Source organism: Nocardia sp. NPDC004168 (assembly GCF_040610355.1).
Classification (GTDB): domain Bacteria; phylum Actinomycetota; class Actinomycetes; order Mycobacteriales; family Mycobacteriaceae; genus Nocardia; species Nocardia sichangensis.
On the sequence record NZ_JBEXME010000017.1, the window covers coordinates 17,087 to 40,496 of the forward strand.

Genomic DNA, 23,410 nt, shown 5'->3' on the forward strand with positions numbered 1-23,410 from the left:
TCGGCTGTCCGGCAACTAAGCCCTCGCCGGGATGACCTTGGCGGTGACCTCGTTCCGGAGACGTAGGGAATTCTTGGCGTATTCCAGGGGTGCCATACCCACTTCCGCGGTGAACTCACGCGAGAAATGGGCCTGGTCGAAATAGCCCAGTTCCGCGGCCAACGCGGCGAGATCCTCGGTACGGCCTTTCGCGAGCAGATCGGCGCCGTCCTGCAATCGATAGCGCCGCAGCACCCATTTCGGCCCCGCGCCGACGTAGCGGCGGAACATGCGCTGCAGCGTGCGGGCGGGCACATCGAACCGCTCGGCGATCTGATCGACCCTGGTGAGCTCCTGGTCGGTGGCCATGGCGTCGATGATGCGCAGCACCGACCGATAGGTCGGGTCCTCGACCGCGGGGTGGTCGGCGAGGTATTCCTCGACGATGTGGCGACGCCGCTCGACAGTCGGCGCGTCCAGCACGCGTTCGGTCAAGTTCGCGGCGTCGGGCAGCACGTCGGCGAGTGGCACGGCGCGATCGCGGAACGAGCCGACATCCAGGCCGGTGAACGCGCCGAATCCGCCCGCACGGAAGCGGATGCCGAACGTCTCCCCGAGCCCGCTGAGTTCGCGGATGAATTTCGTGGTGGTCACGCCGTTGACGAATCCGCCGGTGCGCGTTTCGGATCGCTCGAAGGTGACGTTCACGCTCGGATAGGACAGGACCTCCGCCCGGTACGGCGGCCTGCCCCGCAGATCCCAGCTCACCGCCCAGTACCACTCGATGTAGCGGTCGACCGCGGGACCCGGCGGCAAGCGAACCAGAGAGCGATGCTTCGCCTGCTCGTCCGGATGCAGAATGCCCTTCGTGTCCTCGGGCGCGAAGGGATTGCGGGGCTGCGGCGGCTCGGCGGCGGATGATTCGGCGCTACGCGGCACGGTGTCGCTTTCTTACAAGACCCGGGGGCCCGGACCGGCGAAAGTAGTGGTCATGACGAACACAGTGAATCCCATTGCCGATGGCTACCACTCGATCACCTGTTTCCTCGCGGTCGGCGACGGCAACAAAGCGATCGATTTCTACACCGCCGTCTTCGAGGCCGAGGTCGTCACTCGCAACGACATGCCCGACGGGCAGCCCGCGCACGCCGAACTGAAGATCGGCGACTCGACCCTGCAGATGGGGCTGCCCATCCCGGACAACGGCGTGCTGGCGCCGAACGGCGAGTGGGTGCACACCTCGATCGTGCACTACTGCCCCGATGTCGACGCCGTAGTGCGGCGCGCCGTCGAACACGGCGCCCGCAAGGTCGAGGAGCCGCAGACCTTCGTGACCGGCGACCGGTTCGGCGTGGTGATCGATCCCTTCGGGCACCGCTGGGTGGTGCTCACCAAGGTCGAGGACGTCTCGCGCGAAGAGGCCGAGCGCCGGGTGAACGAATGGATGGCCACCCAGGCCTGACGGCTCGGCTGCCTCCGCGGTCGTTCCGGGAACGGACCGCGGAGGCAGCGCCGCTGCGCCCCGGATCAACTCAACCCGGCGGCGTCCATGCCGCGCAATTCCTTCTTCAGATCCGCGATCTCGTCGCGTAACCGCCCGGCGAGTTCGAACTGCAACTCCCGAGCCGCGTTCATCATCTGTGCGGTGAGTTCCTTCACGAGATCGGCCAGTTCGGCGCGCGGCATCGACTTGACGTCGCGGCCCTCGTACACACCCGCGCTCACCGCCCGCCCCGGCTCGCCTTGCGCGCGTCTGCCCCGGCTGGCGTTGCGTCCGGAGCCGCCGACCTCCACCTCGGTCTCGTCGGCCTCGCGGTACACCTGATCGAGGATGTCGGCGATCTTCTTGCGCAGCGGCTTCGGATCGATGCCCATTTCCTCGTTGTAGGCGATCTGTTTCGCGCGGCGGCGTTCGGTCTCATCGATGGCGAACTGCATCGAGTCGGTGATCTTGTCCGCGTACATGTGCACTTCGCCGGAGACGTTGCGCGCCGCGCGCCCGATCGTCTGGATCAGCGCGGTCGTGCTGCGGAGGAATCCTTCCTTGTCCGCGTCGAGGATCGCCACCAGCGACACCTCGGGCAGGTCGAGGCCCTCGCGCAGCAGGTTGATGCCCACCAGCACGTCGTATTCGCCGAGCCGCAGCTGCCGCAGCAGCTCGACGCGGCGCAAGGTGTCGATCTCGGAGTGCAGATAGCGCACCCGGACCCCCAGCCCGAGCAGGTAGTCGGTGAGGTCCTCGGCCATCTTCTTCGTGAGCGTGGTGACCAGGACCCGTTCGTCACGCTCGGTGCGCTGCCTGATCTCGTGGATCAGATCGTCGATCTGCCCCTTCGTCGGCTTCACCACGACCTGCGGATCGACCAGCCCGGTCGGCCGGATGACCTGTTCGACCACCTCGCCACCGGTCTGCCCGAGTTCGTACGGACCGGGAGTCGCCGACAGATACACCGTCTGCCCGATCCGATCGGCGAATTCCTCCCAGGTCAGCGGCCGGTTGTCCACCGCGGACGGCAACCGGAAGCCGTACTCCACCAGGTTGCGCTTGCGGGACATGTCGCCCTCGTACATACCGCCGATCTGCGGGACGGTGTTGTGCGACTCATCGATGACGAGCAGGAAGTCCTCCGGGAAGTAATCCAGCAGCGTCGCGGGCGCCGAACCGGCCGGGCGGCCGTCGATGTGGCGGGAGTAGTTCTCGATGCCGGAGCAGAAGCCGACCTGCCGGATCATCTCCAGGTCGTATTGAGTGCGCATGCGCAGCCGTTGCGCCTCGAGCAGCTTGCCCTGACGTTCCAGCTCGGCGAGCCGGTCCTCCAGCTCGGCCTCGATGTCGTGCACCGCGCGCTCCATCCGCTCCGGGCCCGCCACGTAGTGGGTGGCGGGGAAGATCCGCAGCATGTCGACCTGACGGACGACGTCGCCGGTGAGCGGGTGCAGGTAGTACAGCGCCTCGATCTCGTCGCCGAAGAACTCGATGCGAACGGCGAGTTCCTCGTAGGACGGGATGATCTCCACGGTGTCGCCGCGCACCCGGAACGAGCCGCGGGTGAACGCCATGTCGTTGCGGGTGTACTGCACGTCGACCAGCAGCCGCAGCAGCGCGTCCCGATCGATCTCGGTGCCGACCTGCAGCTGCACCGACCGGTCGAGATACGACTGGGGCGTGCCGAGGCCGTAGATGCACGACACCGAGGCGACCACCACCACATCGCGCCGGGACAGCAGGCTCGAGGTCGCCGAATGGCGCAGCCGCTCGACGTCGTCGTTGATCGAGCTGTCCTTCTCGATGTAGGTGTCGGTCTGCGCGATGTACGCCTCGGGTTGGTAGTAGTCGTAGTAGGAGACGAAGTACTCGACGGCGTTGTTCGGCAGCATCTCGCGCAGTTCGTTGGCCAGCTGGGCGGCGAGCGTCTTGTTCGGCGCCATCACCAGCGTCGGCCGCTGCAACCGCTCGATCAGCCAGGCCGTGGTGGCCGACTTGCCCGTACCGGTGGCGCCGAGCAGCACCACGTCGCGTTCCCCCGCGGTGATCCTGCGCTCCAGTTCGGCGATCGCGGCAGGCTGGTCGCCCGCGGGCTGGTGCTCGCTGACCACCTCGAACCGGCCGCCGACGCGCTCGATCTCGCCGACCGGGCGGAACTCCGAGTGCGCGAGCGGCTGCTCGGCGGCCCTGTTCTCGAAGCCCTCCGCCGGAATCTCGGTTGCGAATGCCATGCTCACCAGCCTAGGCCCACCCACCGACAGGTTCCCGTGGACAACGGACGGTCACGAGCCGGGTGATGCCCCGCGCTTCGACGCTGTGAAACCGATCACACCGAAAGCGGTCGCCGGCCGGTCGTTCGCCGAAAGTTCCCGAGTTCGCGTGCCACCGATACGCACGGACGCGATCGAGCCGCCTGTCGGCCATCGAGAAGAAGGGGATCAGCGACACCGCGCGGTGGGTACACCGAAAGCGAACGATTTCAACGACTTTCGATGAAGCGGTGCGAGCCCGCTCCTATCATCCTCGGCGGCACGGAGTTCGCCGTGCGGCCTGCGCTCGACCGCATCCTCACAGCCCACGTACCCGCGCTCGGCGCGAACGGTTACATGTCCGAAATGTCCGTTGCGGCAACAGGTTTCGTGTGGAAGAACACCTTATCGCGAACCGCGCGAGCACCCCGACCCAGGTGTAACCTGATCTGGTTGTTCGGACGTGGTGAAGGACAAAAGCCATGAGCGGTCTGATTCCATTGCTCGTCGCCGTGCCGGCTGTGACCGGCATCGCCGGGTACGTCGCCAGAGACATCCGCGCGGTGGTTCCCTCCGTCGCCGGCGCCGTCATGGCCGCCCCACCAGGGCCGATCGCTCCCGTCAGACCGGCGCCGCACCGGCCGCGGGTGGAGTTCTTCAATCTGGCCGAACTCAGCAACACCGACGCCAAGGGCTTCGTCCGCCAGGTCGACCGCTTCCACGTCGAGCCGTGGGGCCTGTACATGGCCCGCCGGGTCGGTGGACCGGATTCGCACTACCTCGAATCCTGGTTGCTGCCGGAACTCTCGTTGCGCGCGACGCTGGCGCGGACCAACCCGGCACACCACCGGGAACCGGTCTACCGCCTCGACGTCGGCGAGTTCAGCCGGGTCGGCCAGAAACGCTGGAAGGCGGTGGACCAGTACTTGTCCATCGCCGTGCGCCGCGGCGGCACCGCCGAACTGCTCGGCGTCGACGAACTGCTCGCCGCGCATGCCGCGGGACTGGTCGAGACGGCGCAGGCGCACCGGGCGTTCGAGCGGGCCACGGCCGTGCTGGACGGGCTGGCCGCGCACGATCACCGCGTGGAGGGCTGGCTCGCCACCCACGGCATCACCCTCACCTGGATGTAGCCCGCGGATTACTGCCTCCGGCTCGACGCGCCGGGAACGGCGGTAGATTCTTGATGCATGACGCAGGCACCCATCGTCGACGTGCACCGGCCCAAAGTCGAGTACTTCAACCTCGCGGACCTGACGAACACGGATCCGAAAGGCTTCGTGCGCCCGGTCGAGAAGTACCACGTCGAGCCGTGGGGCCTGTACATGGCGCGCACCTCGGATCACCCGCAGTTCCACTACATCGAGTCCTGGTTGCTGCCGAAGCTGCACCTGCGCGCGACCATCTTCCACTACCTGCCCGCGCATCGGCGCGACCAGGACTATTACCTCGACATCGGTGAATTCACGCCGGTCGCCCCGAAGAAGTGGAAGTCCGTCGATCACTACCTCGACATCGTCGTGCGCTCCGCACGCGAGACGCAGCTGCTCGACGTCGACGAGCTGATCGCCGCGCACGCCGCGGGCCTGATCAGCCTCGCCGACGCCGAGGCGGCGGTGCAGCACGCCACCGCCGCCATCGACGGCATCGCCGCGAACGGTCACACCTTCGAGGGCTGGCTGGAGACCATGGACATCACCTTGACCTGGCTGTAGTCCCGGACCTGCGCACACCCGACCCGATCGGCGCGGCGGACGGACGGGGCCGGAGCGGCTAAGGCGCCGACGACTCCCGCCAAGCGAGCGCCCGCGGATACGCGGCGTCGAACCAGGGCTCTTTGACGTCGAGGTAGGCGGCGGTGGCCTCCGCTCCCGTCAGCCCTGCCGCCTTGGCTTCACCCTCACGCTTGACGGCGAGATACTCCGCGCGAGCCCCGGCGTCGGCACGCAGCCAATCCCGCAGCAGCAGCGCGTACTGCTGCCCCGGCGAACCCTCGACGCGCACGTGCACGTTGGCCAGCCGGCCGGGGTCGGCGCTCTGGTGGAAGCGCTTGCTCCACAGCGTGGTGTCCACGCCCGCCGGGTCCTGCGGCGTCGGCTTGGGATTGTCCTGGGTACTCTCCGGCCGCGCCGGGAATCCCGCGGCGGCGATGGCATCGCGCAGGCCGTCGGCGGCGGCCAGGTCGGCGACCGTGATCTGCAGATCGATGACGTCCTTGGCGGGCAGGCCCGGCACGGACGTGGAACCGACGTGGTCGATCCGGGAGGCGGCGCTGCCGCAGGCCACCCACAGCCTTGCGATCAGCCGCTGCGCCTGCGCGGGCCAGGCCGGATCGGCGGGCACCAGCCGGATGTCACCGCGTCGCGCGGGCGTCCCGGCGCGCAGGTTGCGCTCGAAGGGCACCAGGCGCTCCGCCCACAGCGCGCGTACCTCCGCCTCGACCTCACCCGGCGCGCCACTGTTGTCCAGCAATACATCGGCAACGGCTCGACGCTGCTCGTCGGTGGCCTGCGCCGAAATACGCGCACGCGCATCGGATTCGGCGACACCACGGAATTCCACCAAACGGCGAATTCGCGTTTCCGCGTCGACGTCGACGATGAGCACGAGATTCATCAACGGCGCCAGGCCGTTTTCCACCAGAAGCGGAATATCCTGCACCACAACGGCGTCCGCGGGTGCGGCCGCGATCAATTCCGCGGTACGTTTTCCGACGAGCGGGTGCACGATCGAATTCAGTCTCGCGCGCGCCGCGTCGTCACCGAAGGCCGCGGCGGCCAGGGCGGGCCGGTCGAGACTGCCGTCCGCGGCGAGGATGCCTGCGCCGAACGCCTCCACCAGCGCGGCGAGTCCCTCGGTGCCCGGCTCGACCACCTCCCTGGCGATGAGGTCGGAATCGATGACCACCGCGCCGAGGTCGGCCAGTGCGCGAGCCACCGTCGACTTCCCCGCTCCCATGCCTCCGGTGAGGCCGATTCGTAACATTCGACCAGTCTCGCATCCGGGCCTGGCAGGGGCCTGTGCTGCCCCGAACGCGTCGGCGACGGTCCGCCTCGTAGGCCCGGCCCGTCGACGGGCGATCCGGCCGATTACCCGATGCGGTCGCGTATTCCACCGCCCGGGAAGCCATTTGGCCGATCCGTGACAGCGCCGAGACCGATTCGCAACAATTCCGGATGTTTACGGTTCGGCCGCGACGACTTTCCGACACGCCGAGGCAATTACTCGGGCAAAATACTCTGCCGATCAGTTTCGTTCCGCTAATCTTCGCCGTGGCGATCCAGGCCGACACCAGCGAAGCAAAGGAACACCATTGGGCACCAGAATCAACCGGGCGGGTCGCCACCGCCTGGGCATGGCGGGGCGAGTGCACTGCATTCAGATCCCCGCTGTCGCGGCGGCGCTCGCCGAGCACCGTCGCTCTTGGTTCACCGCGTTCATCAGTCCCGCGCGGCACAGTTTCGCTGCCATGCGGAACCGTCCGGCCGCACCCGCGGTCCGGTGGGTACCTGCTACCGCAAGCTGAACCCGAGCTCGAAGTGGCCCAGCCTCTCGCCAAGGCTGGGCCACTGTTTTGCGTGCCAACGGTGAGCGCGGTTCCCGGTGCGCGACATCGGCCGGACAGAATGTAAGTACAGATGCAAGATCGGTGGCGGGCCGCGACAGTGAACTCGCTTCCGGCGGAACTCCGCGCCGACCGTCCCCGAATAAGCCGTGCTTCCCCGAGCGCGAACTCCGAGCGGCCCGGATGCCCGGGTGACATCGTAAATAATTACGAAAGTTCTCCTCCGATTCGGTGACGAAGCCGTGCGACGACACGGCATGCACTCGGTTTCGATTCGTGACCGTCACCGGAACGAGAGAAAAACATCTCCGAAACCGCCGCCGTTTCCACGGCTTCTCGCGCAACTCGACCCACCGAACGGTCCCATAAGCGCCGACGACCGAATTCCCGGCATTATCGCCAGCGGGATATCGCCTTTCACCAGCGGCCGACGCCTTTCGGATTCTCGATGTGGTGCGTCTCCTGGCAAACCATCCGCAGCGAGCCGGGCTACCGGGTCTCTCGCGGCGCTCAGCCCGACGTCACGCGGCGCAGCAGCCCGTACAGTTGCCTGCGCTCCGGTTCGTCGAGCACGGCCAGTGCGGGCACGTTGTCGAACACCTCTCGATCGAGAGTTCTCCGGAGGTCCTCTCCCCGCTCGGTGAGAGTCAGCAGGCGCGCGCGGCGATCGGTGGGGTGCACCTCCTTGCGCACCAAGCCCAGCGCCTCCAAGCGGTCCACCATGGTCGCGGTATTCGACAGGTCGGCACCCAACTGACGGGAGAGATCCTTCGGCGTCATGGGCGTAGCCAGTCGCCCCAGCGCCTTCGCCTGCGCCGGGGTCACGCCCAAACGCGCTGTGGCAGCGGCGAAATGCGCACGCACCAGCCCGACCGCGCGCTGCAGCACGTCGACCAACTCCGCCATGCTCGGCACCTCTTGCGGTTCGCTCACCGGCACAGCCTACCCACGGCACACTAATTAGTGGTTGACCACCATTAAATCGGATGTCACCATAGCTCGGTAATAGTGGTACACCACCAATGAAGGAACCATGACTACTTCGACGATCGCACCGCGCCCCGGCCTGAGGTCCGGCTATCTGGCGTTGACGCTGTTGTGCTCGGTGCAGATGATGCTGAATCTCGATGACACCGTGGTCAACGTCGCACTGCCCACCATCCAGCGCTCGCTGCACATGTCCGAAAGCGACCTGACCTGGATCGTCAACGCCTACCTCCTGCTGTTCGGCGGGTTCCTGATCTTCGGCGGACGTTGCGCCGACCTGTTCGGCGGCAAGCGCGTCTTCCTGGTGGGCGTCACCGTGTTCGCGGTCGCGTCACTGACCACCGGCCTCGCGCAGAACGGTTTGATGGTGGTGGCGAGCCGCGCGGGTCAGGGCATCGGCGGCGCTCTCGCCAGTCCGGCCGCGCTGAGCATCGTCGCGGGATTGTTCACCGACCCACGGGCACGAAGTCGCGCCTTGGGCATCTGGGCCGGCCTCGGCGGCTTGGCTGCCACGCTCGGCGTGGTGCTTTCCGGCGTCATCACTCAGTACGCGAGCTGGCGTTGGTGCTTCTTCATCAATGTGCCGGTGGCGCTGATCGCCCTGGTCGCGATTCCACGACTGGTCGAGACGGGAACCCGGAGCGAGGCCGTGCGGCCGCGCATCGACGGGCTCGGCGCAGCCCTGATCACCGCGGCGGTCGCGGCGTTCGACTACGGGCTGATCGACAGCGGCCGAGCATCCTTCGCCGCGACGGCGTTCCGGCTGGGTGCGGGTCTCGCGCTGCTGCTCGCGTTCCTCGTTCGCGAACGGCGCCACGCGTCCCCCCTGATTCCCTTGTCGTTCTTCCGCGATCGGGATCGTGCGGTCGCCAACGCGGCCAACGTCCTGTTCTGCTCGGCGATCCTGTCGATGTTGTTCTTCCTCACCCTCCACCTGCAGCAGGTCATGCACTACAGCCCGGCCCGAACCGGAGCGGCCTGGCTGCCGTTCTGCGCGTTGGTGATCGCGGGCTTCGCGACTTCGGCGGCCCTCACTCCACGTTTGGGCGTCCGCTGGGTTCTGACCACCGCGATGGTCGCCTGCGGTCTCGTCATGCTCGCGCTGTCGCGGCTGTCACCCACGGGAGGCTATCTCGAGCTGTTGCCGGGCATGCTGGCCGCCGGGTTCGGAATGGGCTTGGCGTTCGTGTCGATCACCATCGCGGCGGTCGGTGAAACCCACGAGGACATCACCGGACTGGCCTCCGGACTGGTGACGACGACGCAACAGCTAGGCGGCGCGTTCGGGCTCGGCGTGCTCAGCACCGTCGCGATCAGCCGCAGCACCGCGTTGCTCGAGTCCGGGATCTCCACCGAATCCGCACTCACCCAGGGATTCCGGCTCGCATTCGAAATCAGCTCGGCGATTCTCGCGGTGGCGGCGATCCTCGCGGCACTCGGCATCACAGCGAAAGCCGGCACCGCTCCGGCACCGGCTCGCTGAATTCATGGACCGGCGACGGCGAGACACCTCATCGGATGCCTCGCCGAAGCCGCACCAGCCCGGAACGCGGGATCAGGCAGTCGTACCCGCGTGCATCTGCCGAGGCGGATTCGGCAGCCCGAGTGCGGTGTTGAGGCGGTAAGCCCCACCCAGACCGTGGAAGACCGCCATGCTCAGGCCTCCGATGCCGATGCTCACCGCACCGACCCATGGATGACTCGCCAAGTCGGCCCAGTACACCAGCAGCGCCGTCAGCAGCAGTCCGAGGAATCCGGCCACGGAGTTGCGCACGGGCGCGTTACCCGTGACGTTCGGGAACTCCTCCCCCATCATCCCTTTCACGAAATGCGGAACGGCGTTCACTCCCAGGATCCCGGCACCGAGGGCCAGGGCGACAGTGGACCACATCGCTACCACCTCACTCTCCAATTCGGTCAACAGTTGTAGACCGAAAGCTACCCCTGCGCGGCCTTTGAGTCAACGCACGTAGACTGAATTCATGGATGCCACTCCCACCCGAGCCCAGCAGCGCCGCAACACAGAGGAACGGATCCTGGCGGCGGCGGGCCGGTTGTTCGCGGAGATCGGCTACGACCGGACGACCATCCGGGCCGTCGCGACGGAGGCGGACACCGATCCGAGCCTGGTGATGCGCTATTTCGGATCGAAAGAGAATTTGTTCGCGCGGGTCGCGGTCTTCGCCGACGACCACCCGATCACCGGGACGCCGGAGCAGGTCGCCGAACTCCTGCTCGACGCGCTCGCCATCAAGCTCGCCGACCAGCCGGTCAACACGCTGGCGGCGATCCGCTCGATGCTCACCCACCCGGACGCCGCCGACGAGGTACGCACGGCCATGACCGCGCGACAGCGGGAAGCGGCCGGGCAGTTGCGCGACGACGAGGCGGACCTGCGCGCCGGATTGCTGGGAGCCCTCACCATCGGCGTGGTGATCGGCCGTCATCTGCTCGAACTCGATGGTCTGCGCGACGCGCCGCCGCAGCGCATCATCGCCTTGCTGCGCAACGCCTTTCACGACATCGCGCACGGCCCCGCCGAACCGGGATCGCACGAGGGAACACGACCGGCACGCTAGACCGTCCGAGCTCCGCGACGCCGCTGCGGAACCGCCGCCGAACCCGACGGGCTAGAAGCCGAGCGAACGAACCAGGTCGCGCATCTCGGCGCGGAACAGTTTCCCCGGGTCCTGCGACTGTGGACGCAGGTGGCCGTACACCTCCAGTGCGATCGGGCCGTGCATCCGGCCCCACAGACGCAGGGCGAGGGCGAGTGCGTCGGGAGATAGATCCGGGAAGTCGGACCGGACATGGTCGACCAAGCTCGCGTCGAAGTCGGACCACGTGCAGTCACCCGCGGACTGGGTAGCCGCGGCCCGTGGCCACGCGGCGGCCGCGAGACCGACCAGGCCGGTACAGGCGCGTAATTCGGCCGCGCCGGCGGGTCCGCCCGGCGGCGGCCGATAACCGGGCACCGGATCGCCGTAGATGAGCCGGAATTCGGCGGGCCGTTCGATTGCCCAGGCGCGCACGGCCTCGGCCCAGGCGATGATGCGTCCGGCCGGATCCGCCGCCGGAACGGCGTCGCGCGCCGCTTCCAGCCGGTCGACCAAGGCGGTGTAGACGTCCGAGATGAGGGTGGAGATCAGGTCGTCGCGGGTGGCGAAGTAGCCGTAGATCGCGCCCGCCGTCATGCCCATTTCGCGAGCGATGGCGCGCAGCGAGATCGCGTCGGGACCGCCCTCGGCGAGCAGCCGCATCGCGATCGTCGTGATGTCCTCCAGCGTCTGGGCGCGCAGGCGCTCCCGGCGACTTCTCACGATTTCGGCCACGGTTGACACCCTACAGCGTTTGGATACTATCTCCCGTGTTGTTACTGAACGGCGTGTAGTAAATGAACATTGCTAAGGAGAATCGTGGACATCGGAGTTTTCGGGGCGACCGGCGTCATCGGGTCGCGCGTGGTCACCGAAGCGCTGCGGCGGGGGCACCGGGTCACCGCGTTCACTCGCGACGCGGCGCGTATCCCGACCCGCGAGGGGAGCGCGACGTGGGCGGTGGCCGACTGGCTGGATACCGACAGCATCGCCGAGGCCATAGCCGGGCTCGACGTCGTCGTGAGCGCGGTGAACGCCGGGCACGGCATCGCCGACACCATCGCCAGAGCGGACGACTTCGTGGTGGGCGCACGGGCGATGGTCGCCGCGCTCGACCGGCAGCCGCGCGTCCGGCTGATCGCGGTGGGCGGGGCGGGCAGCCTGGAAGTCGCGCCCGGCATCCAATTACTGGACACCGGAGACGATTTCACTCGCACCCTCACCGAAGTGCTCGACGTTCCCGCGGACTACGCGCGGGTGGTGCGCGCATTGCGCGACGCGTTGAACATCTATCGGCTGTCCAACCGCAATTGGACCTACCTGAGCCCCTCCTCGGGGCGGATCGCTCCGGGCGAGCGCACCGGCCGCTTCCGGATCGGCGGCGATCAACTCTTGGTCGGCGGCGGAGACCTCTCCGCCGAAGACGTGGCGGTCGCCCTCATCGACGAGGCCGAGCAGCCGCGTTTCGTTCAGCGCCGCTTCACCGTGGGCTACTGAGGCTGGAGTCGCCTGCCGAACAACCCGGGGCCTACGGGCGAACAGCCGGGCGCCGCGCACGGTTTCTGTCGGACCCCTCCGGCACAATAAGGGATGTCGGACGTCGATCAGGTTGCCACACAAAGTAATCCGCAACCCGAGAGATAGGGGTCACCATGCCCGACGTCCTTGCTTCGACGCCCGACCGTCTCACCGTGGACCACGAAGAGCTCGTGGCCTTCGCGGCGGAGATCGAGCGGCACCGTGCCCTGCTGCGCCCCGCCGCGGAGGATTACCGGTACCGCGTGGCCCAGCGGATCGAGCATCTGGACCCGTCGGACCAAGAGCCGTTCCTGCGGCAGGCGGAGCAATTCGTCGAGTCGCTGCTGATCGACCCGATCCGGCACAACACACTGGATCTGGCCGCTTACCGGGCGATCCGGGACGGTGTCCCCGTGCGGTTCGACGCCGAACGTCGAGCCTACGTTCTGCGTCGATCGGAGCGGGAACCGCTGGTGATTCGCCCCGGCTTGCCGGAACATCGGCTGGGCGTCATCGCCCGGCTGGCCTCGCTCGGGTTGCGGCTCGAGCAGATTCAGGTCGTCGCGCTCACCACGGCCCAGATGGTGGCGCCACATGAGGCGCTACGGCCGCCCGCTCACGCGCCACGAGTGCAACGCGGCACGACGAAAGCCTCACGGCACGAGAACGACTGAAAAACTCACCGAAAAACGACTGTGCCCCAACCGAATCCCGGTTGGGGCACAGTCGTTCAGCCTATTGCCGATCAGGCGTTGCCGGACAGCTTCTCACGCAGAGCCGCCAGCTGGGCGTCGCTGGCCAGCGAACCGCCGGCGGGCTCGGCCTGGCCCGCGGAGGACTGCGAACCGCTCTCGGAGGAGTAGTTCGACGCGCCGCCGCCGTTCGCGGCCTCGGCCGCGGCGTCGGCCGCCATCTTCTCCATCTGCGCGGTGTGCATCTTGTGGCGACGCTCCGCCTCGGCGTAGCGGCCCTCCCACTCCTCGCGCTGCTTGTCGAAGCCCTCGAGCCACTCGTTGGTGTCGGGGTCGAAGCCCTCGGGGAAGATGTAGTTGCCCTGCTCGTCGTAGCTGTCGGCCATGCCGTACTTCGACGGGTCGAACTCGGCGTGGTAGTCCTCGTTGGCCTGCTTGAGGCTCAGCGAGATCCGGCGACGCTCCAGGTCGATGTCGATGACCTTGACCATCGCGTCGTCGCCGACGGCCACGACCTGGTCCGGCACCTCCACGTGGCGCTCGGCCAGCTCGGAGATGTGCACCAGGCCCTCGATGCCCTCCTCGACGCGGACGAACGCGCCGAACGGAACGAGCTTGGTGACCTTGCCCGGCACGATCTGGCCGATCGCGTGGGTGCGGGCGAACTGACGCCACGGGTCTTCCTGGGTCGCCTTGAGCGACAGCGAGACGCGCTCGCGGTCCAGATCGACGTCGAGCACCTCGACGGTGACCTCGTTGCCGACCTCGACGACCTCGGACGGGTGGTCGATGTGCTTCCAGGACAGCTCGGAGACGTGCACCAGACCGTCCACGCCGCCCAGGTCGACGAAGGCGCCGAAGTTGACGATCGAGGAGACCACACCCTTGCGGACCTGGCCCTTCTGCAGCTGGTGCAGGAACTCGCTGCGCACCTCGGACTGGGTCTGCTCCAGCCAGGCGCGGCGGGAGAGCACGACGTTGTTGCGGTTCTTGTCCAGCTCGATGATCTTGGCCTCGATCTCCTTGCCGACGTACGGCTGGAGATCGCGGACGCGCCGCATCTCGACCAGCGACGCGGGCAGGAAGCCGCGCAGGCCGATGTCGAGGATCAGGCCGCCCTTGACGACCTCGATGACGGTGCCCTTGACGGCCTCGTCCTTCTCCTTGAGCTCCTCGATGGTGCCCCACGCACGCTCGTACTGCGCCCGCTTCTTCGACAGGATCAGGCGGCCTTCCTTGTCCTCCTTGGTGAGAACAAGGGCCTCGACCTCATCGCCCACGGAAACGACCTCGTTGGGGTCGACGTCGTGCTTGATGGAGAGTTCACGAGAGGGGATGACGCCTTCGGTCTTGTAACCGATGTCGAGCAGGACCTCGTCGCGATCGACCTTGACGATGGTTCCTTCGACGATGTCGCCGTCGTTGAAGTACTTGATCGTGGCGTCGATGGCGGCGAGGAAATCCTCGGCGGAGCCGATGTCGTTGACGGCTACCTGCGGCGAGGTGACGGTGGTGGGCATATGTCGGTTTGCTCCGGACGGATTGTGGTCGGTTGCGGACATTGGAACTTTCGGTACGCTGCGATCTCACCGCGAGGTGTGAAGACGGACACTAGGAACGTACCGCACGCGACGCGCGTGAAACTCAGCACGGGTTGAACTTCGGTACGGCTGTACGGAAGACACTCGCGCGTTCAGCGTACGCGACCTCGGTCCGGGCGGGCAAACCGGTCGGGTCGCCACGCCGATAGTCTGATCGGCGTGTCGGAAGATCGCCATGCGCAAGCAAACGCACTGCTCGGAACGACGGGCACGGTGCGGACCCGGATCGGATCGGCGGCCAGCAGACTGGCCAGCAGGCGATGGTGGGACGCCGACGCCGCGCAGTACCACGAGACGCACGCGGAGTTCCTCGGCGTGGACTCCCCCGGCGGCGAGTTCGTGTGGTGCCCGGAGGGCCTGCACGAAGGCGACATGAGATTCCTCGGCGACGTCACCGGCAAAGCGGTGCTGGAGATCGGCTGCGGCTCCGCTCCGTGCTCGCGCTGGCTGGCGGGGCAGGGCGCGCGTCCCGTCGGGCTCGACCTGTCGCGCGGGATGCTCGAGCGGGGCCTCGCGGTGATGGCGCGCGGCGGCCCGCGAGTGCCGCTGGTGCAGGCGGACGCCGAGGCCCTTCCGTTCGCGGACGCGTCGTTCGATCTGGCCTGCTCGGCGTTCGGCGCGGTGCCGTTCGTCGCCGATTCGGCGCAGGTGATGCGCGAGGTCGCGCGAGTGCTGCGCCCCGGTGGGCGCTGGGTGTTCTCGGTGAACCACCCGATGCGCTGGATCTTCCCGGACGATCCCGGCCCGGCGGGCCTGACCGCCACCATCCCGTACTTCGACCGCACCCCTTACGTCGAGGTCGACGGCGACGACGTGCCCACCTACGTCGAGCACCACCGGACCATCGGCGACCGGGTCAGGGAGATCGTCGCGGCGGGCCTGGTGCTGGAGGACATCGTCGAACCGGAATGGCCGGAATGGCTCGACCGCGAATGGGGGCAGTGGAGCCCGCTGCGCGGTGAGCTTTTCCCCGGTACGGCCATCTTCGTCACGAGGAAGCCCGGGCCGTGAGGCGGCGGTCATCGACCAGCTCGAGGATGGAGACCTCGTGGCTGACCAGTAGCATCTGCGTCCGCGGCAGGTCGATCAGCTTGTGCAGTCCGTCCCGGAAGGCTTCGGCCTCCGCCATGGTGTCGAAGTCCAGCTCGATGAGCACCCGGTTGGGGTTGTGCGTGAACCGCGCCACCCGGCAGTTGCGGGCTCCCGCCTCGGTGTAGTACTGCACCAGACCGTCGAAGGCGGGCTTCCACGTCTCGTAATCGCGGACGGTGTCATCGATGTGCACGACCGTGGTCATCATTTCCCCTTTCGGTTCCGATGGCCGGACATTTGCTGACACCTTGCAAGTCTTCGCGCCCTCGGGCCGGGGCACCATCTCTGATCGGTATCGAGGTCGTGTCACTGCGACTTCGGTTTGCGTCCGGCCTGCTCCAGCGCCAGGCGCAGCGCGTACTCGATCTGGGCGTTGATGCTGCGCAGGTCGTCGGCCGCCCACTTCGCGATGGCGTCGTGGACGGCCGGGTCCAGGCGTAGCAGCAGTTTCTTGCGCTCGGCCATGGGCAGCCCGCCTCAGGAGTAGAGCGAACCGGCGTTGACGACGGGCTGGGTGGGACGGTCACCGCACAACACGACGAGCAGGTTCGACACCATCGCCGCCTTGCGCTCCTCGTCCAGTTCCACCATGCCCTCCTGAGCGAGCCGCTCCAGCGCCAAGCCGACCATGCCGACCGCGCCCTCGACGATCCGGGTCCGCGCGGCGACCACCTGGGCGGCCTGCTGGCGGACCAGCATGGCCTGGGCGATCTCGGGCGCGTAGGCGAGGTGGGTGATCCGCGCCTCCAGCACCTCGATACCCGCCATTTCGGTGCGTTCACGCAGTTCGACGGTCAGTTCCCCGGCCACCTCCGCGCCGTCGCGCAGGCTGGTGCGGTCGGCCTCGTGCGCGTCATACGGGTGCGTCGTGGCCAGGTGCCGGACGGCCGCCTCGGACTGGGTCTCGACGTACTCCTCGTAGTCGTCGACGGCGAAGGCCGCCTTGAAGCTGTCCACCACCCGGTAGACGACCACCGCGGCGATCTCCACCGGGTTGCCGTCGGCGTCGTTGACCTTGAGCTTCTGGGTCTCGAAGTTCCGCACACGCAGCGAGATGCTCTTGCGGTCGGTCAGCGGGAGCACGGAATAGAAGCCGGGCTCGCTCACCGAGCCGACGTAGCGGCCGAAGAACTGCACCACCTTGGCCTCGTTCGGGTTCACCACGGTCAGCCCGGTCGCGAGCAGCAGCAGGACGACGACCACGACGACCGCCGCCACCGCACCGGCCACCGCGAAGCCGTTGCCGTCCCTGGCGCCCACGGCGAAACCGAGCGCCGCGCCGCCGCCGAACAAGACCGTGAGCACGAACCACCCGAGCAGCACCAGAAAGCCGTCGACGTGGAACGCGGATCGAAACTGCATGACATTCTCCCAATATCAGAGTGATATCACGAAGATAGCATGACGTCGCCGCGCCACACCAGGGCGCGGCGGCGGTGCGATCAGCGGCCTTCCGGCCGGATGTTGCGGTTGAAGCGGAACAGATTGCGCGGATCGTGCTCGGCCTTGAGCGCGGCCAGCCGGGCGTAGGTGTCGGGCCGGTAACCCGCGCGGGTCTGCGCCTCGTCCGCTTCGGCGCCCGCGCCGTAGAGGAAATTGAGGCTGTGCCCGAGCGTCCACGGCGTCAGCGCGGCGCGGATCGCGGCGCGAGTCGCGGCATCCTCGGGGCCGGTGATGATTCGCACGACATACGCGGCCTCGCGATGATCCACGGCGATGCCGGTATCGCTCGGGCGGGCCAGTGCCCCGCCGAGATGACGGACGTCGACGACCGCGCCCGCCCCGGAATCCGGGCCCGCGGCGGCGAGCAGGGCAGCGGCCGTCTCCTCGGTGAATTCGCCGAGTAGCGCGTTGGTAGCGGCATAGGCGTGTGGATGATCAGGGTCGCTGTGAATGGTGTGCGACTCCGGGTACGGCATTTCGCGCAGATCGTCCTTCAGTCGTTCCCCCACCGCCCGCAGCGGCGCGACCAGCCGTTCCCCTTCTTCCGCGGGCCCGTTGTAAGCGATCCGTGCGGAGGCGACGTACCGTCCGCGCAGCGGCTCGGGCACCTGGGGGATATCCGGGAAGGCGAGCATGGTGACCGTCGAGGTGAGGTCCTCCGGCACGGTCGCGGTCCATCGTCGCCACGCGTCCAGCGCCCGCTCGACCAGCGGCGTGTCGAACACCAACTGTCCGCCGTACACCGTGGTGACCGGGACCAGGCCGACTTCCAGCGCGGTCACGACGCCGAAGTTGCCCCCGCTGCCGAGTACGGCGCCGAACAACTCGTCGTCCGGCGTCAGCGTGCGCACCCGGCCGTCGGCGGTGACCAGCTCGATCGATCGCACGTGCTCGGCCGCGTACCCGAACCGGCGCGCGAGCAGACCGACGCCGCCGCCGAGCAGATAGCCGACCACGCCCACCGACGGCGACGAACCGTTCAGCGGCGCCAGTCCGTGCTCGGCCGCCGCGTCGACCAGCGCGCCCGCCCGCACTCCCGCGCGGACATGCGCGGTCCGGCGCACCGGATCGATCCGGATGCCGGTCATGCGCCCGGTGCTGATCAGCACACCGCCGTCCGCGGCGACCGACAGTCCGTGGCCGGTGGCCTGCACGGCGATCGGCAGATCGTGGCGCGCGGCGTATTCCACGGCCGCGCGCACGTCCTCGGTGTGCACCGCGCCCACGATCAGCGCGGGCCGATGGGTGTAGGCGGTCTGGAACCCGGCGATCTCGGCGTCGTAACCGTCGTCGCCAGGGCGGAAGACCGGGCCGGTGAAGATGTCGCTGTTTTCTTCGATCTGTGCGGCGTTTTTTCCCATGGCTTCGACCCTGCCCGGCCAGGGTGAAGAAGTAAAACAGATAGTTCTTCTAGTTCCTATAATGAACGATTATGGAGCTGCGTCAGCTACGGTACTTCGTCACGGTCGCCCAGGAAGCGAGCTTCACCCGCGCGGCGGCTCGGCTGCATCTGGCCCAACCCGGCCTGAGCGCCCAGATCCGGCAGCTGGAGCGCGAACTCGGCCAACCGCTGCTCGACCGTGGGGGGCGTACGGTGACCCTGACCGAAGTGGGCGCCGCCGTTCTGCGGCACGCGAAGGCGGCGCTGGCCGCCGCCGAGCGGATCACCCATACGGTGGACGAGTTCAGCGGGTTGCTGCGGGGTCAGGTCCGAGTCGGCTTGATCTCGGGAGCGGCGGTCGAGGAGTTCGACGTCGCCGCCGTGCTCGCCGAATTCCACGGGGACCACCCCGAGGTCGGCATCAGCCTCACCGAGGACACCTCCGAGCGGATGCTCGCCGCCCTCGGCCGGGGTGATCTCGACATCGCCCTGATCGGGATGACCGGCGCGGACCTCGAACCGGGCATCGGCATCGAAGTGGTGCTGGAGACCGCGGTGGTCGCCGCCGTCGCGGTGGCGGACCTCGACTACGGCGCGGAGATCCCGCTGACCGCGCTGCGGGATCGTCCGCTGATCTGTCTCACCCCCGGCACCGGAATCCGCGGCGTCTTCGAGCGGGCATGCGCCGCGGCGGGATTCGAGCCCGCGATCGCCTACGAGGCGGCGGCGCCCGCGCTGCTGCTGCGCTTGGCCGCGCACGGTCTCGGTGTCGCGGTCGTGCCCGCGCTCAGCACCGAGGAGGCCGCGGCCTTCGGGGTGCGGACCGTCCGGATCGTCGAACCGGAACCGCGCGGGCGCCTCGCACTGGTCTGGCGCACCGACCGTCCCGCGAGTCCGGCAGCCAAAGTGCTGCTCGGACAGCTGCGCATCGCGCTGCGCGCCGGGACGTAACCCCCTCAGAGCAGTCGCGAGAGGAACGCCTTGGTGCGCTCGTGCTGCGGATCCGCCAGCAGTTGTCTGGGCGGCCCCGACTCGACGACCACGCCGCCGTCCATGAACGCCAGCTGGTCGGCGACCTCGCGGGCGAATCCCATCTCATGGGTCACCACGACCATCGTCATGCCCGAGCGGGCCAGTTCCCGCATGACCGTGAGGACCTCACCGACCAGCTCCGGATCCAGCGCCGAGGTCGGCTCGTCGAACAGCATGAGCTTGGGGTCCATGGCCAGGGCACGGGCGATCGCGACGCGCTGCTGCTGCCCGCCGGACAGCTGCGCCGGGTAGGCGTTCGCCTTGTCCGCCAGCCCGACCCGGTCCAGCAGCTCACGCGCCCTGGTCACCGCCTCCGCTTTACGCACCTTCTTGACCTGGGTGGGCGCCTCGATGATGTTGTCCAGCGCCGTCCGGTGCGGGAACAGATTGAAATGCTGGAACACCATGCCGATCTCGCGGCGCTGCTTTGCCGCATCACGCGGGTGCATCTCGTAGAGCTTGTCGTTCTTCTCCCGGTAGCCCACGATCTCGCCGTCGACGTACAGCCTGCCCGCGTTCACCTGCTCCAGGTGATTGATGCAGCGCAGGAAGGTGGACTTACCCGAGCCGGACGGCCCGATCAGGCACAGCACTTCGCCGCGGCCCACCTCGAGGGAGACGCCCTTGAGCACCTGCAGTGCGCCGAAGTTCTTGCAGACCCGGTCCGCCAGGACCATCGGAGGGGCCGTGGTCTTCTCGACCTGCACGCTCATTTGGCCTTCTCCCCCTGCTGGGCGTCGGCCAGCTCCTGCAGCTGCTTGGTGGTCAGCGTGCGGGAGACGCCGCGCGAGTAGTAGCGCTCCAAGTAGTACTGCCCGACCATGAGCACACTCGTGATCGCCAGATACCAGGTGGCGGCGACCAACAGCAGCGGAATGGGCTGGAAGTTCACGCCGTAGATGTCCCGCGCCCGGCCGAACAGATCGGTGCTCAGCGGGATGCCGGTGACCAGCGAGGTGGTCTTCAGCATGCCGATGAGCTCGTTGCCGGTCGGCGGGATGATCACGCGCATGGCCTGCGGCAGCACCGTGCGGCGCATGGTCTGGCTCCAGGACATGCCGAGCGCCAGCGACGCTTCCCGCTGCCCTTCACCGACGGAATTGATCCCGGCCCGCACGATCTCGGCCATGTACGCCGCTTCGTTGAGCCCGAGGCCGAGGACGGCGAAGGCGAACGCGGCCTGCAGTTGCTGCACGTCGAGGTGGAAGAACTCCGGCCCGAACGGAACGCCGAGCTGGATCCGGCTGTACAGCGAGGGGACCAGCCCCCAGAACACCAGCTGCACGAACACCGGGGTGCCACGGAAGATCCAGAGGTACACCCATGCCGAGCTGCGCAATACCGGGTTCGGCGACAGCCGCATCACGGCCAGCACCGTTCCGAGCACGACCGCGATCGCCATCGCGCACACGGTGAGTTCCAGCGTGACGATCGCGCCTGCCGTGATCCTGGTGTCGAACAGGTACTTCCCATAGGTATCCCAGCGATAGGCCGGGTTCGTGGCGGCGCCGTAGACGAACAACCCCACCAGGACGAGGATGACCGCCGCCGCTATCCAGCGCCCCGGCCTGCGCAGCGGAACCGCTTTGATCGGCTCCGGCTCCCGCGTCGAATCCGCTCCGCCGGGCCCGGGATCGCCGGGCGCCGGCCGAGTGTCGTTGTCCGTCATCGATCAGCTCACGGCGCCGTTGACGACGGACTTCGTGATCGCGCCTTCCTGCACGCCCCAGTTCTTCGTGATCTCGGCGTATTTGCCCGTGTCGATCAGGTGCTGGACCGCCTTCTGCAGCACGGCGGCCAGCGGCGCGCCCTTGGGCACCGCCCAGCCGTAGGGCGCGGAGTCGAACACCGGCCCCGCGTTCTCGATCTTGCCGCCGCTCTGCTTGATCGCGTACGCCGTCACCGGCGAATCTGCCGACATGGCGTCGACCTGACCGAGCACCAGCGCGTTGGTCGCGGCGCTCTGCTCGTCGAACGACTTGATATCGATGGCGGGCTTGCCCGCGGCGACGCACTTGGCGCTCTTGGCGGGCACCTCGTCGGTGTGCTCCACGGTGGTGGCCTGCACGGCGACCTTCTTGCCGCAGGCGTTCTCCGGATCGACCGGCTTGCCCTTCTGCTGGGCCCACTGGATGCCCGCGTTGAAGTAGGTGGTGAAGTCGACCTGTTGCTCACGTTCCTTGGAGTCGGTGATCGACGACATGCCCACGTCGTAGGTGCCCGCCTGGATCGAGGGGATGATCTTCTCGAAGGCCGACTCGAGGTACTCGGCCTCGACGCCGAGCACGGAGGCGATCGCGTCCATCAGGTCCACGTCGAAGCCGACGATCCGGCCACTGGCGTCCTTGTACTCGTTCGGCTGGTAGGGGATGTTCACGCCGACGACGAGCCGGCCGGATTGCTTGATCTTGTCGGGGAGTTGTGCGGCGATCTCGTCGACCTTGTCCACCTGCACCTTGGCCACCGAGGGTCCGGTGTCCTCGGTGTTGGTGGTACATCCGGTCAGCACCAGTGCGCCCGCGGCGAGCGCGCCCGTGGCGGCTCGCAGGGCGCGCCTGCCGAGAAACGAACGATCAGACACAGCAGCCCTCCACATTTTGACTCCACGCTACCCGGGCGTCATCACCCGTTTGGCAATTTAAGCGACCGGGCCGCTCCGCGCTGGACAGTAATGCAACAGCAACACGATCTGCTCGCGCGCCCCGTGCCGGGGCGCCGGCGGGGAGACCCTACTCCGCCGGGTGCCGCTCCGCGGATCGAATGAACGACGTCGGCTCGGGCTCTGCGTCGGCCCGGTTCCGCCGCCGTACGCCGCGGCTCTTCCCACGCGTGCTGTCCGGGGCGTGGCGGTGGACACGGCGCTCACATCCGCGCACGCGGTCCATCGGACACCGGCTCCGTTCGCGCGACGACGCCGTTGCGGCACCGGCGCCGAATTCCCCGGCAATCTTGACGACGCCTCCGCCAGCGCCGATGATTATTTGCCGGTCTTTTCGGGCCGGACGAGTTTCTCCGGATCGACGGATGAACCGAACGACTGTCCGGACACTCGAAAATTGATGTGCCCTCGAATATTCGAGCGACACGGCGGCGGTGAAACGTTCCCTCTTTCGGACGCTTCGCACCGACGCCCGCCCCGAGCACCGATGCGGGCTGCCCTACCGAACAAAGAGATATACGGCAGGCAGAGCCCGGCAAGCGCACAGAGAAAGGTTTTTTCCGGCCACCGGGCCGTCCGACGGTCCGATCCAGGACATGGTGAGCCGCGGATTTCGAATACGCCGCGGGCTCGTCAGAGGAGGTTCACATCATGGATTCGTTCTGGGACTACGTGTGGTACACGATCCTCGTATTCGCTTTCGTGGCATACCTGATCGTGCTGTTCCAGATTCTGGTCGATCTGTTCCGGGATCACTCCGTCTCGGGCTTCGCCAAAGCCGTGTGGGTGATCGCCTTGGTGGTGTTCCCTTACCTCGCGGCATTGGTCTACCTCGTCGTCCGGGGCCGGGGCATGGCCCTGCGCGCCCAACATGCCCAGGCAGAAGCGAAACAAGCCACCGACCAGTACATCCGGGAGGTGGCGGGCAGGTCTCCCGCGGAGAGCATCGCCGACGCCAAAGCACTCCTCGACTCCGGCGCGATCACCGTGGCCGAATTCGAGCAACTCAAGGCCCAGGCACTGGCAGGACAGCAGCCCGGTGCGGCGCCGCAAGCAAGCGCGGCGCCGACGCCGCAACCGAGCGGGGCGCCCACCCGGCCTGCGGGTCGGTGACCAGCGCCGGTTTCGC

24 protein-coding genes are annotated in these 23,410 nt (G+C 67.7%); 10 read left to right on the forward strand and 14 right to left on the reverse strand.

Going from position 1 to position 23,410, the window contains the following annotated elements:
- Window positions 1-15: 15 nt before the first annotated feature.
- The gene (locus tag ABZW96_RS25885; RefSeq protein ID WP_355078214.1) at window positions 16-918 is read right to left on the reverse strand and encodes a helix-turn-helix domain-containing protein; all 903 of its coding nucleotides are present in this window, start codon (window positions 916-918) and stop codon (window positions 16-18) included.
- 52 nt (window positions 919-970) lie between these two features.
- Here ABZW96_RS25885 and ABZW96_RS25890 point away from each other — a divergent pair, with 52 nt between their 5' ends.
- Window positions 971-1,441 carry a VOC family protein gene (locus ABZW96_RS25890; protein ID WP_355078215.1) on the forward strand — a complete coding sequence of 157 codons (471 nt, stop codon included), beginning with the start codon at window positions 971-973 and terminating at the stop codon, window positions 1,439-1,441.
- Between the two features lie 65 nt (window positions 1,442-1,506).
- On the opposite strand, the gene uvrB is transcribed toward ABZW96_RS25890, so the two are convergent.
- Window positions 1,507-3,696: an excinuclease ABC subunit UvrB gene (uvrB, locus tag ABZW96_RS25895; RefSeq protein ID WP_355078216.1), complete on the reverse strand. Its 2,190-nt coding sequence runs from the start codon at window positions 3,694-3,696 to the stop codon at window positions 1,507-1,509.
- A gap of 500 nt (window positions 3,697-4,196) precedes the next feature.
- Between uvrB and ABZW96_RS25900 the strand changes: the two genes are divergently transcribed.
- Window positions 4,197-4,847, forward strand: coding sequence for a hypothetical protein (locus ABZW96_RS25900; protein WP_355078217.1), 651 nt, complete (start codon window positions 4,197-4,199; stop codon window positions 4,845-4,847).
- Between the two features lie 57 nt (window positions 4,848-4,904).
- A complete protein-coding gene (locus ABZW96_RS25905) occupies window positions 4,905-5,429 on the forward strand; it encodes a DUF402 domain-containing protein (protein WP_355078218.1) in 525 nt (174 codons plus the stop codon).
- 58 nt (window positions 5,430-5,487) lie between these two features.
- On the opposite strand, the gene coaE is transcribed toward ABZW96_RS25905, so the two are convergent.
- On the reverse strand, window positions 5,488-6,699 hold the full coding sequence (gene coaE, locus ABZW96_RS25910) for a dephospho-CoA kinase (protein WP_355078219.1): 1,212 nt from the start codon (window positions 6,697-6,699) through the stop codon (window positions 5,488-5,490).
- 1,090 nt (window positions 6,700-7,789) lie between these two features.
- Entirely contained in the window at window positions 7,790-8,212 is a 423-nt protein-coding gene (locus tag ABZW96_RS25915; RefSeq protein ID WP_355078220.1) for a MarR family transcriptional regulator, read from the reverse strand.
- Between the two features lie 100 nt (window positions 8,213-8,312).
- On the opposite strand from ABZW96_RS25915, the gene ABZW96_RS25920 reads away from it, so the two are divergent.
- On the forward strand, window positions 8,313-9,749 hold the full coding sequence (locus ABZW96_RS25920; RefSeq protein WP_355078221.1) for an MFS transporter: 1,437 nt from the start codon (window positions 8,313-8,315) through the stop codon (window positions 9,747-9,749).
- A 72-nt stretch (window positions 9,750-9,821) separates the two neighbouring features.
- Here the strand turns inward: ABZW96_RS25920 and ABZW96_RS25925 are convergent, their stop codons facing one another.
- A complete protein-coding gene (locus ABZW96_RS25925) occupies window positions 9,822-10,157 on the reverse strand; it encodes a hypothetical protein (RefSeq protein ID WP_355078222.1) in 336 nt (111 codons plus the stop codon).
- Between the two features lie 91 nt (window positions 10,158-10,248).
- Between ABZW96_RS25925 and ABZW96_RS25930 the strand changes: the two genes are divergently transcribed.
- Window positions 10,249-10,845 (forward strand): TetR family transcriptional regulator, encoded by a 597-nt coding sequence (locus ABZW96_RS25930; RefSeq protein ID WP_355078223.1) that lies wholly within the window; start codon window positions 10,249-10,251, stop codon window positions 10,843-10,845.
- A gap of 51 nt (window positions 10,846-10,896) precedes the next feature.
- Here ABZW96_RS25930 and ABZW96_RS25935 read toward each other — a convergent pair whose 3' ends face one another.
- Complete coding sequence (locus tag ABZW96_RS25935; RefSeq protein WP_355078224.1) at window positions 10,897-11,598, reverse strand: TetR/AcrR family transcriptional regulator; 702 nt, start codon at window positions 11,596-11,598, stop codon at window positions 10,897-10,899.
- Window positions 11,599-11,682: 84 nt separating this feature from the next.
- Between ABZW96_RS25935 and ABZW96_RS25940 the strand changes: the two genes are divergently transcribed.
- Complete coding sequence (locus ABZW96_RS25940) at window positions 11,683-12,360, forward strand: NAD(P)H-binding protein (RefSeq protein ID WP_355078225.1); 678 nt, start codon at window positions 11,683-11,685, stop codon at window positions 12,358-12,360.
- A 155-nt stretch (window positions 12,361-12,515) separates the two neighbouring features.
- Complete coding sequence (locus ABZW96_RS25945) at window positions 12,516-13,055, forward strand: hypothetical protein (RefSeq protein WP_355078226.1); 540 nt, start codon at window positions 12,516-12,518, stop codon at window positions 13,053-13,055.
- Window positions 13,056-13,126: 71 nt separating this feature from the next.
- On the opposite strand, the gene rpsA is transcribed toward ABZW96_RS25945, so the two are convergent.
- A complete protein-coding gene (gene rpsA / locus ABZW96_RS25950) occupies window positions 13,127-14,593 on the reverse strand; it encodes a 30S ribosomal protein S1 (RefSeq protein WP_039797295.1) in 1,467 nt (488 codons plus the stop codon).
- A gap of 240 nt (window positions 14,594-14,833) precedes the next feature.
- On the opposite strand from rpsA, the gene ABZW96_RS25955 reads away from it, so the two are divergent.
- Window positions 14,834-15,685: a class I SAM-dependent methyltransferase gene (locus ABZW96_RS25955; RefSeq protein WP_355078227.1), complete on the forward strand. Its 852-nt coding sequence runs from the start codon at window positions 14,834-14,836 to the stop codon at window positions 15,683-15,685.
- On the opposite strand, the gene ABZW96_RS25960 is transcribed toward ABZW96_RS25955, so the two are convergent.
- From ABZW96_RS25960 to ABZW96_RS25975, 4 genes are all read right to left on the reverse strand, one after another.
- On the reverse strand, window positions 15,663-15,971 hold the full coding sequence (locus ABZW96_RS25960) for a hypothetical protein (RefSeq protein ID WP_355078228.1): 309 nt from the start codon (window positions 15,969-15,971) through the stop codon (window positions 15,663-15,665). The two genes, ABZW96_RS25955 and ABZW96_RS25960, sit on opposite strands and share 23 nt — an antisense overlap.
- A 101-nt stretch (window positions 15,972-16,072) precedes the next feature.
- Complete coding sequence (locus tag ABZW96_RS25965) at window positions 16,073-16,231, reverse strand: hypothetical protein (protein ID WP_168434213.1); 159 nt, start codon at window positions 16,229-16,231, stop codon at window positions 16,073-16,075.
- Between the two features lie 12 nt (window positions 16,232-16,243).
- Window positions 16,244-17,128 carry an SPFH domain-containing protein gene (locus ABZW96_RS25970; RefSeq protein WP_355078229.1) on the reverse strand — a complete coding sequence of 295 codons (885 nt, stop codon included), beginning with the start codon at window positions 17,126-17,128 and terminating at the stop codon, window positions 16,244-16,246.
- An 80-nt stretch (window positions 17,129-17,208) separates the two neighbouring features.
- Window positions 17,209-18,570 (reverse strand): FAD-binding oxidoreductase, encoded by a 1,362-nt coding sequence (locus tag ABZW96_RS25975; RefSeq protein ID WP_355078230.1) that lies wholly within the window; start codon window positions 18,568-18,570, stop codon window positions 17,209-17,211.
- Between the two features lie 71 nt (window positions 18,571-18,641).
- Here ABZW96_RS25975 and ABZW96_RS25980 point away from each other — a divergent pair, with 71 nt between their 5' ends.
- The gene (locus tag ABZW96_RS25980) at window positions 18,642-19,541 is read left to right on the forward strand and encodes a LysR family transcriptional regulator (RefSeq protein ID WP_355078231.1); all 900 of its coding nucleotides are present in this window, start codon (window positions 18,642-18,644) and stop codon (window positions 19,539-19,541) included.
- Between the two features lie 5 nt (window positions 19,542-19,546).
- Here ABZW96_RS25980 and ABZW96_RS25985 read toward each other — a convergent pair whose 3' ends face one another.
- The 3 genes from ABZW96_RS25985 to ABZW96_RS25995 are packed head-to-tail and all read right to left on the reverse strand — an operon-like array spanning window position 19,547 to window position 22,203.
- On the reverse strand, window positions 19,547-20,299 hold the full coding sequence (locus tag ABZW96_RS25985; RefSeq protein ID WP_355078343.1) for an amino acid ABC transporter ATP-binding protein: 753 nt from the start codon (window positions 20,297-20,299) through the stop codon (window positions 19,547-19,549).
- Between the two features lie 32 nt (window positions 20,300-20,331).
- Complete coding sequence (locus ABZW96_RS25990) at window positions 20,332-21,291, reverse strand: amino acid ABC transporter permease (protein WP_355078232.1); 960 nt, start codon at window positions 21,289-21,291, stop codon at window positions 20,332-20,334.
- Window positions 21,292-21,294: 3 nt separating this feature from the next.
- Window positions 21,295-22,203: an ABC transporter substrate-binding protein gene (locus tag ABZW96_RS25995; RefSeq protein WP_355078233.1), complete on the reverse strand. Its 909-nt coding sequence runs from the start codon at window positions 22,201-22,203 to the stop codon at window positions 21,295-21,297.
- A gap of 729 nt (window positions 22,204-22,932) precedes the next feature.
- Between ABZW96_RS25995 and ABZW96_RS26000 the strand changes: the two genes are divergently transcribed.
- A complete protein-coding gene (locus ABZW96_RS26000) occupies window positions 22,933-23,394 on the forward strand; it encodes an SHOCT domain-containing protein (protein WP_355078234.1) in 462 nt (153 codons plus the stop codon).
- The last annotated feature ends 16 nt before the right edge of the window (window positions 23,395-23,410 follow it).

Bases quoted from the DNA above. Each gene is read 5' to 3' on its own strand.
- ABZW96_RS25900 (WP_355078217.1), top strand. From the start codon at position 4,197: ATGAGCGGTCTGATTCCATTGCTCGTCGCCGTGCCGGCTGTGACCGGC.
- ABZW96_RS25925 (WP_355078222.1), bottom strand. From the start codon at position 10,157: ATGTGGTCCACTGTCGCCCTGGCCCTCGGTGCCGGGATCCTGGGAGTG.
- coaE (WP_355078219.1), bottom strand. From the start codon at position 6,699: ATGTTACGAATCGGCCTCACCGGAGGCATGGGAGCGGGGAAGTCGACG.
- ABZW96_RS25920 (WP_355078221.1), top strand. From the start codon at position 8,313: ATGACTACTTCGACGATCGCACCGCGCCCCGGCCTGAGGTCCGGCTAT.
- uvrB (WP_355078216.1), bottom strand. From the start codon at position 3,696: ATGGCATTCGCAACCGAGATTCCGGCGGAGGGCTTCGAGAACAGGGCC.
- ABZW96_RS25985 (WP_355078343.1), bottom strand. From the start codon at position 20,299: ATGGTCCTGGCGGACCGGGTCTGCAAGAACTTCGGCGCACTGCAGGTG.
- ABZW96_RS25990 (WP_355078232.1), bottom strand. From the start codon at position 21,291: ATGACGGACAACGACACTCGGCCGGCGCCCGGCGATCCCGGGCCCGGC.
- ABZW96_RS26000 (WP_355078234.1), top strand. From the start codon at position 22,933: ATGGATTCGTTCTGGGACTACGTGTGGTACACGATCCTCGTATTCGCT.
- ABZW96_RS25980 (WP_355078231.1), top strand. From the start codon at position 18,642: ATGGAGCTGCGTCAGCTACGGTACTTCGTCACGGTCGCCCAGGAAGCG.
- ABZW96_RS25930 (WP_355078223.1), top strand. From the start codon at position 10,249: ATGGATGCCACTCCCACCCGAGCCCAGCAGCGCCGCAACACAGAGGAA.
- ABZW96_RS25960 (WP_355078228.1), bottom strand. From the start codon at position 15,971: ATGACCACGGTCGTGCACATCGATGACACCGTCCGCGATTACGAGACG.
- rpsA (WP_039797295.1), bottom strand. From the start codon at position 14,593: ATGCCCACCACCGTCACCTCGCCGCAGGTAGCCGTCAACGACATCGGC.
- ABZW96_RS25965 (WP_168434213.1), bottom strand. From the start codon at position 16,231: ATGGCCGAGCGCAAGAAACTGCTGCTACGCCTGGACCCGGCCGTCCAC.
- ABZW96_RS25905 (WP_355078218.1), top strand. From the start codon at position 4,905: ATGACGCAGGCACCCATCGTCGACGTGCACCGGCCCAAAGTCGAGTAC.
- ABZW96_RS25890 (WP_355078215.1), top strand. From the start codon at position 971: ATGACGAACACAGTGAATCCCATTGCCGATGGCTACCACTCGATCACC.
- ABZW96_RS25945 (WP_355078226.1), top strand. From the start codon at position 12,516: ATGCCCGACGTCCTTGCTTCGACGCCCGACCGTCTCACCGTGGACCAC.
- ABZW96_RS25975 (WP_355078230.1), bottom strand. From the start codon at position 18,570: ATGGGAAAAAACGCCGCACAGATCGAAGAAAACAGCGACATCTTCACC.
- ABZW96_RS25970 (WP_355078229.1), bottom strand. From the start codon at position 17,128: ATGCAGTTTCGATCCGCGTTCCACGTCGACGGCTTTCTGGTGCTGCTC.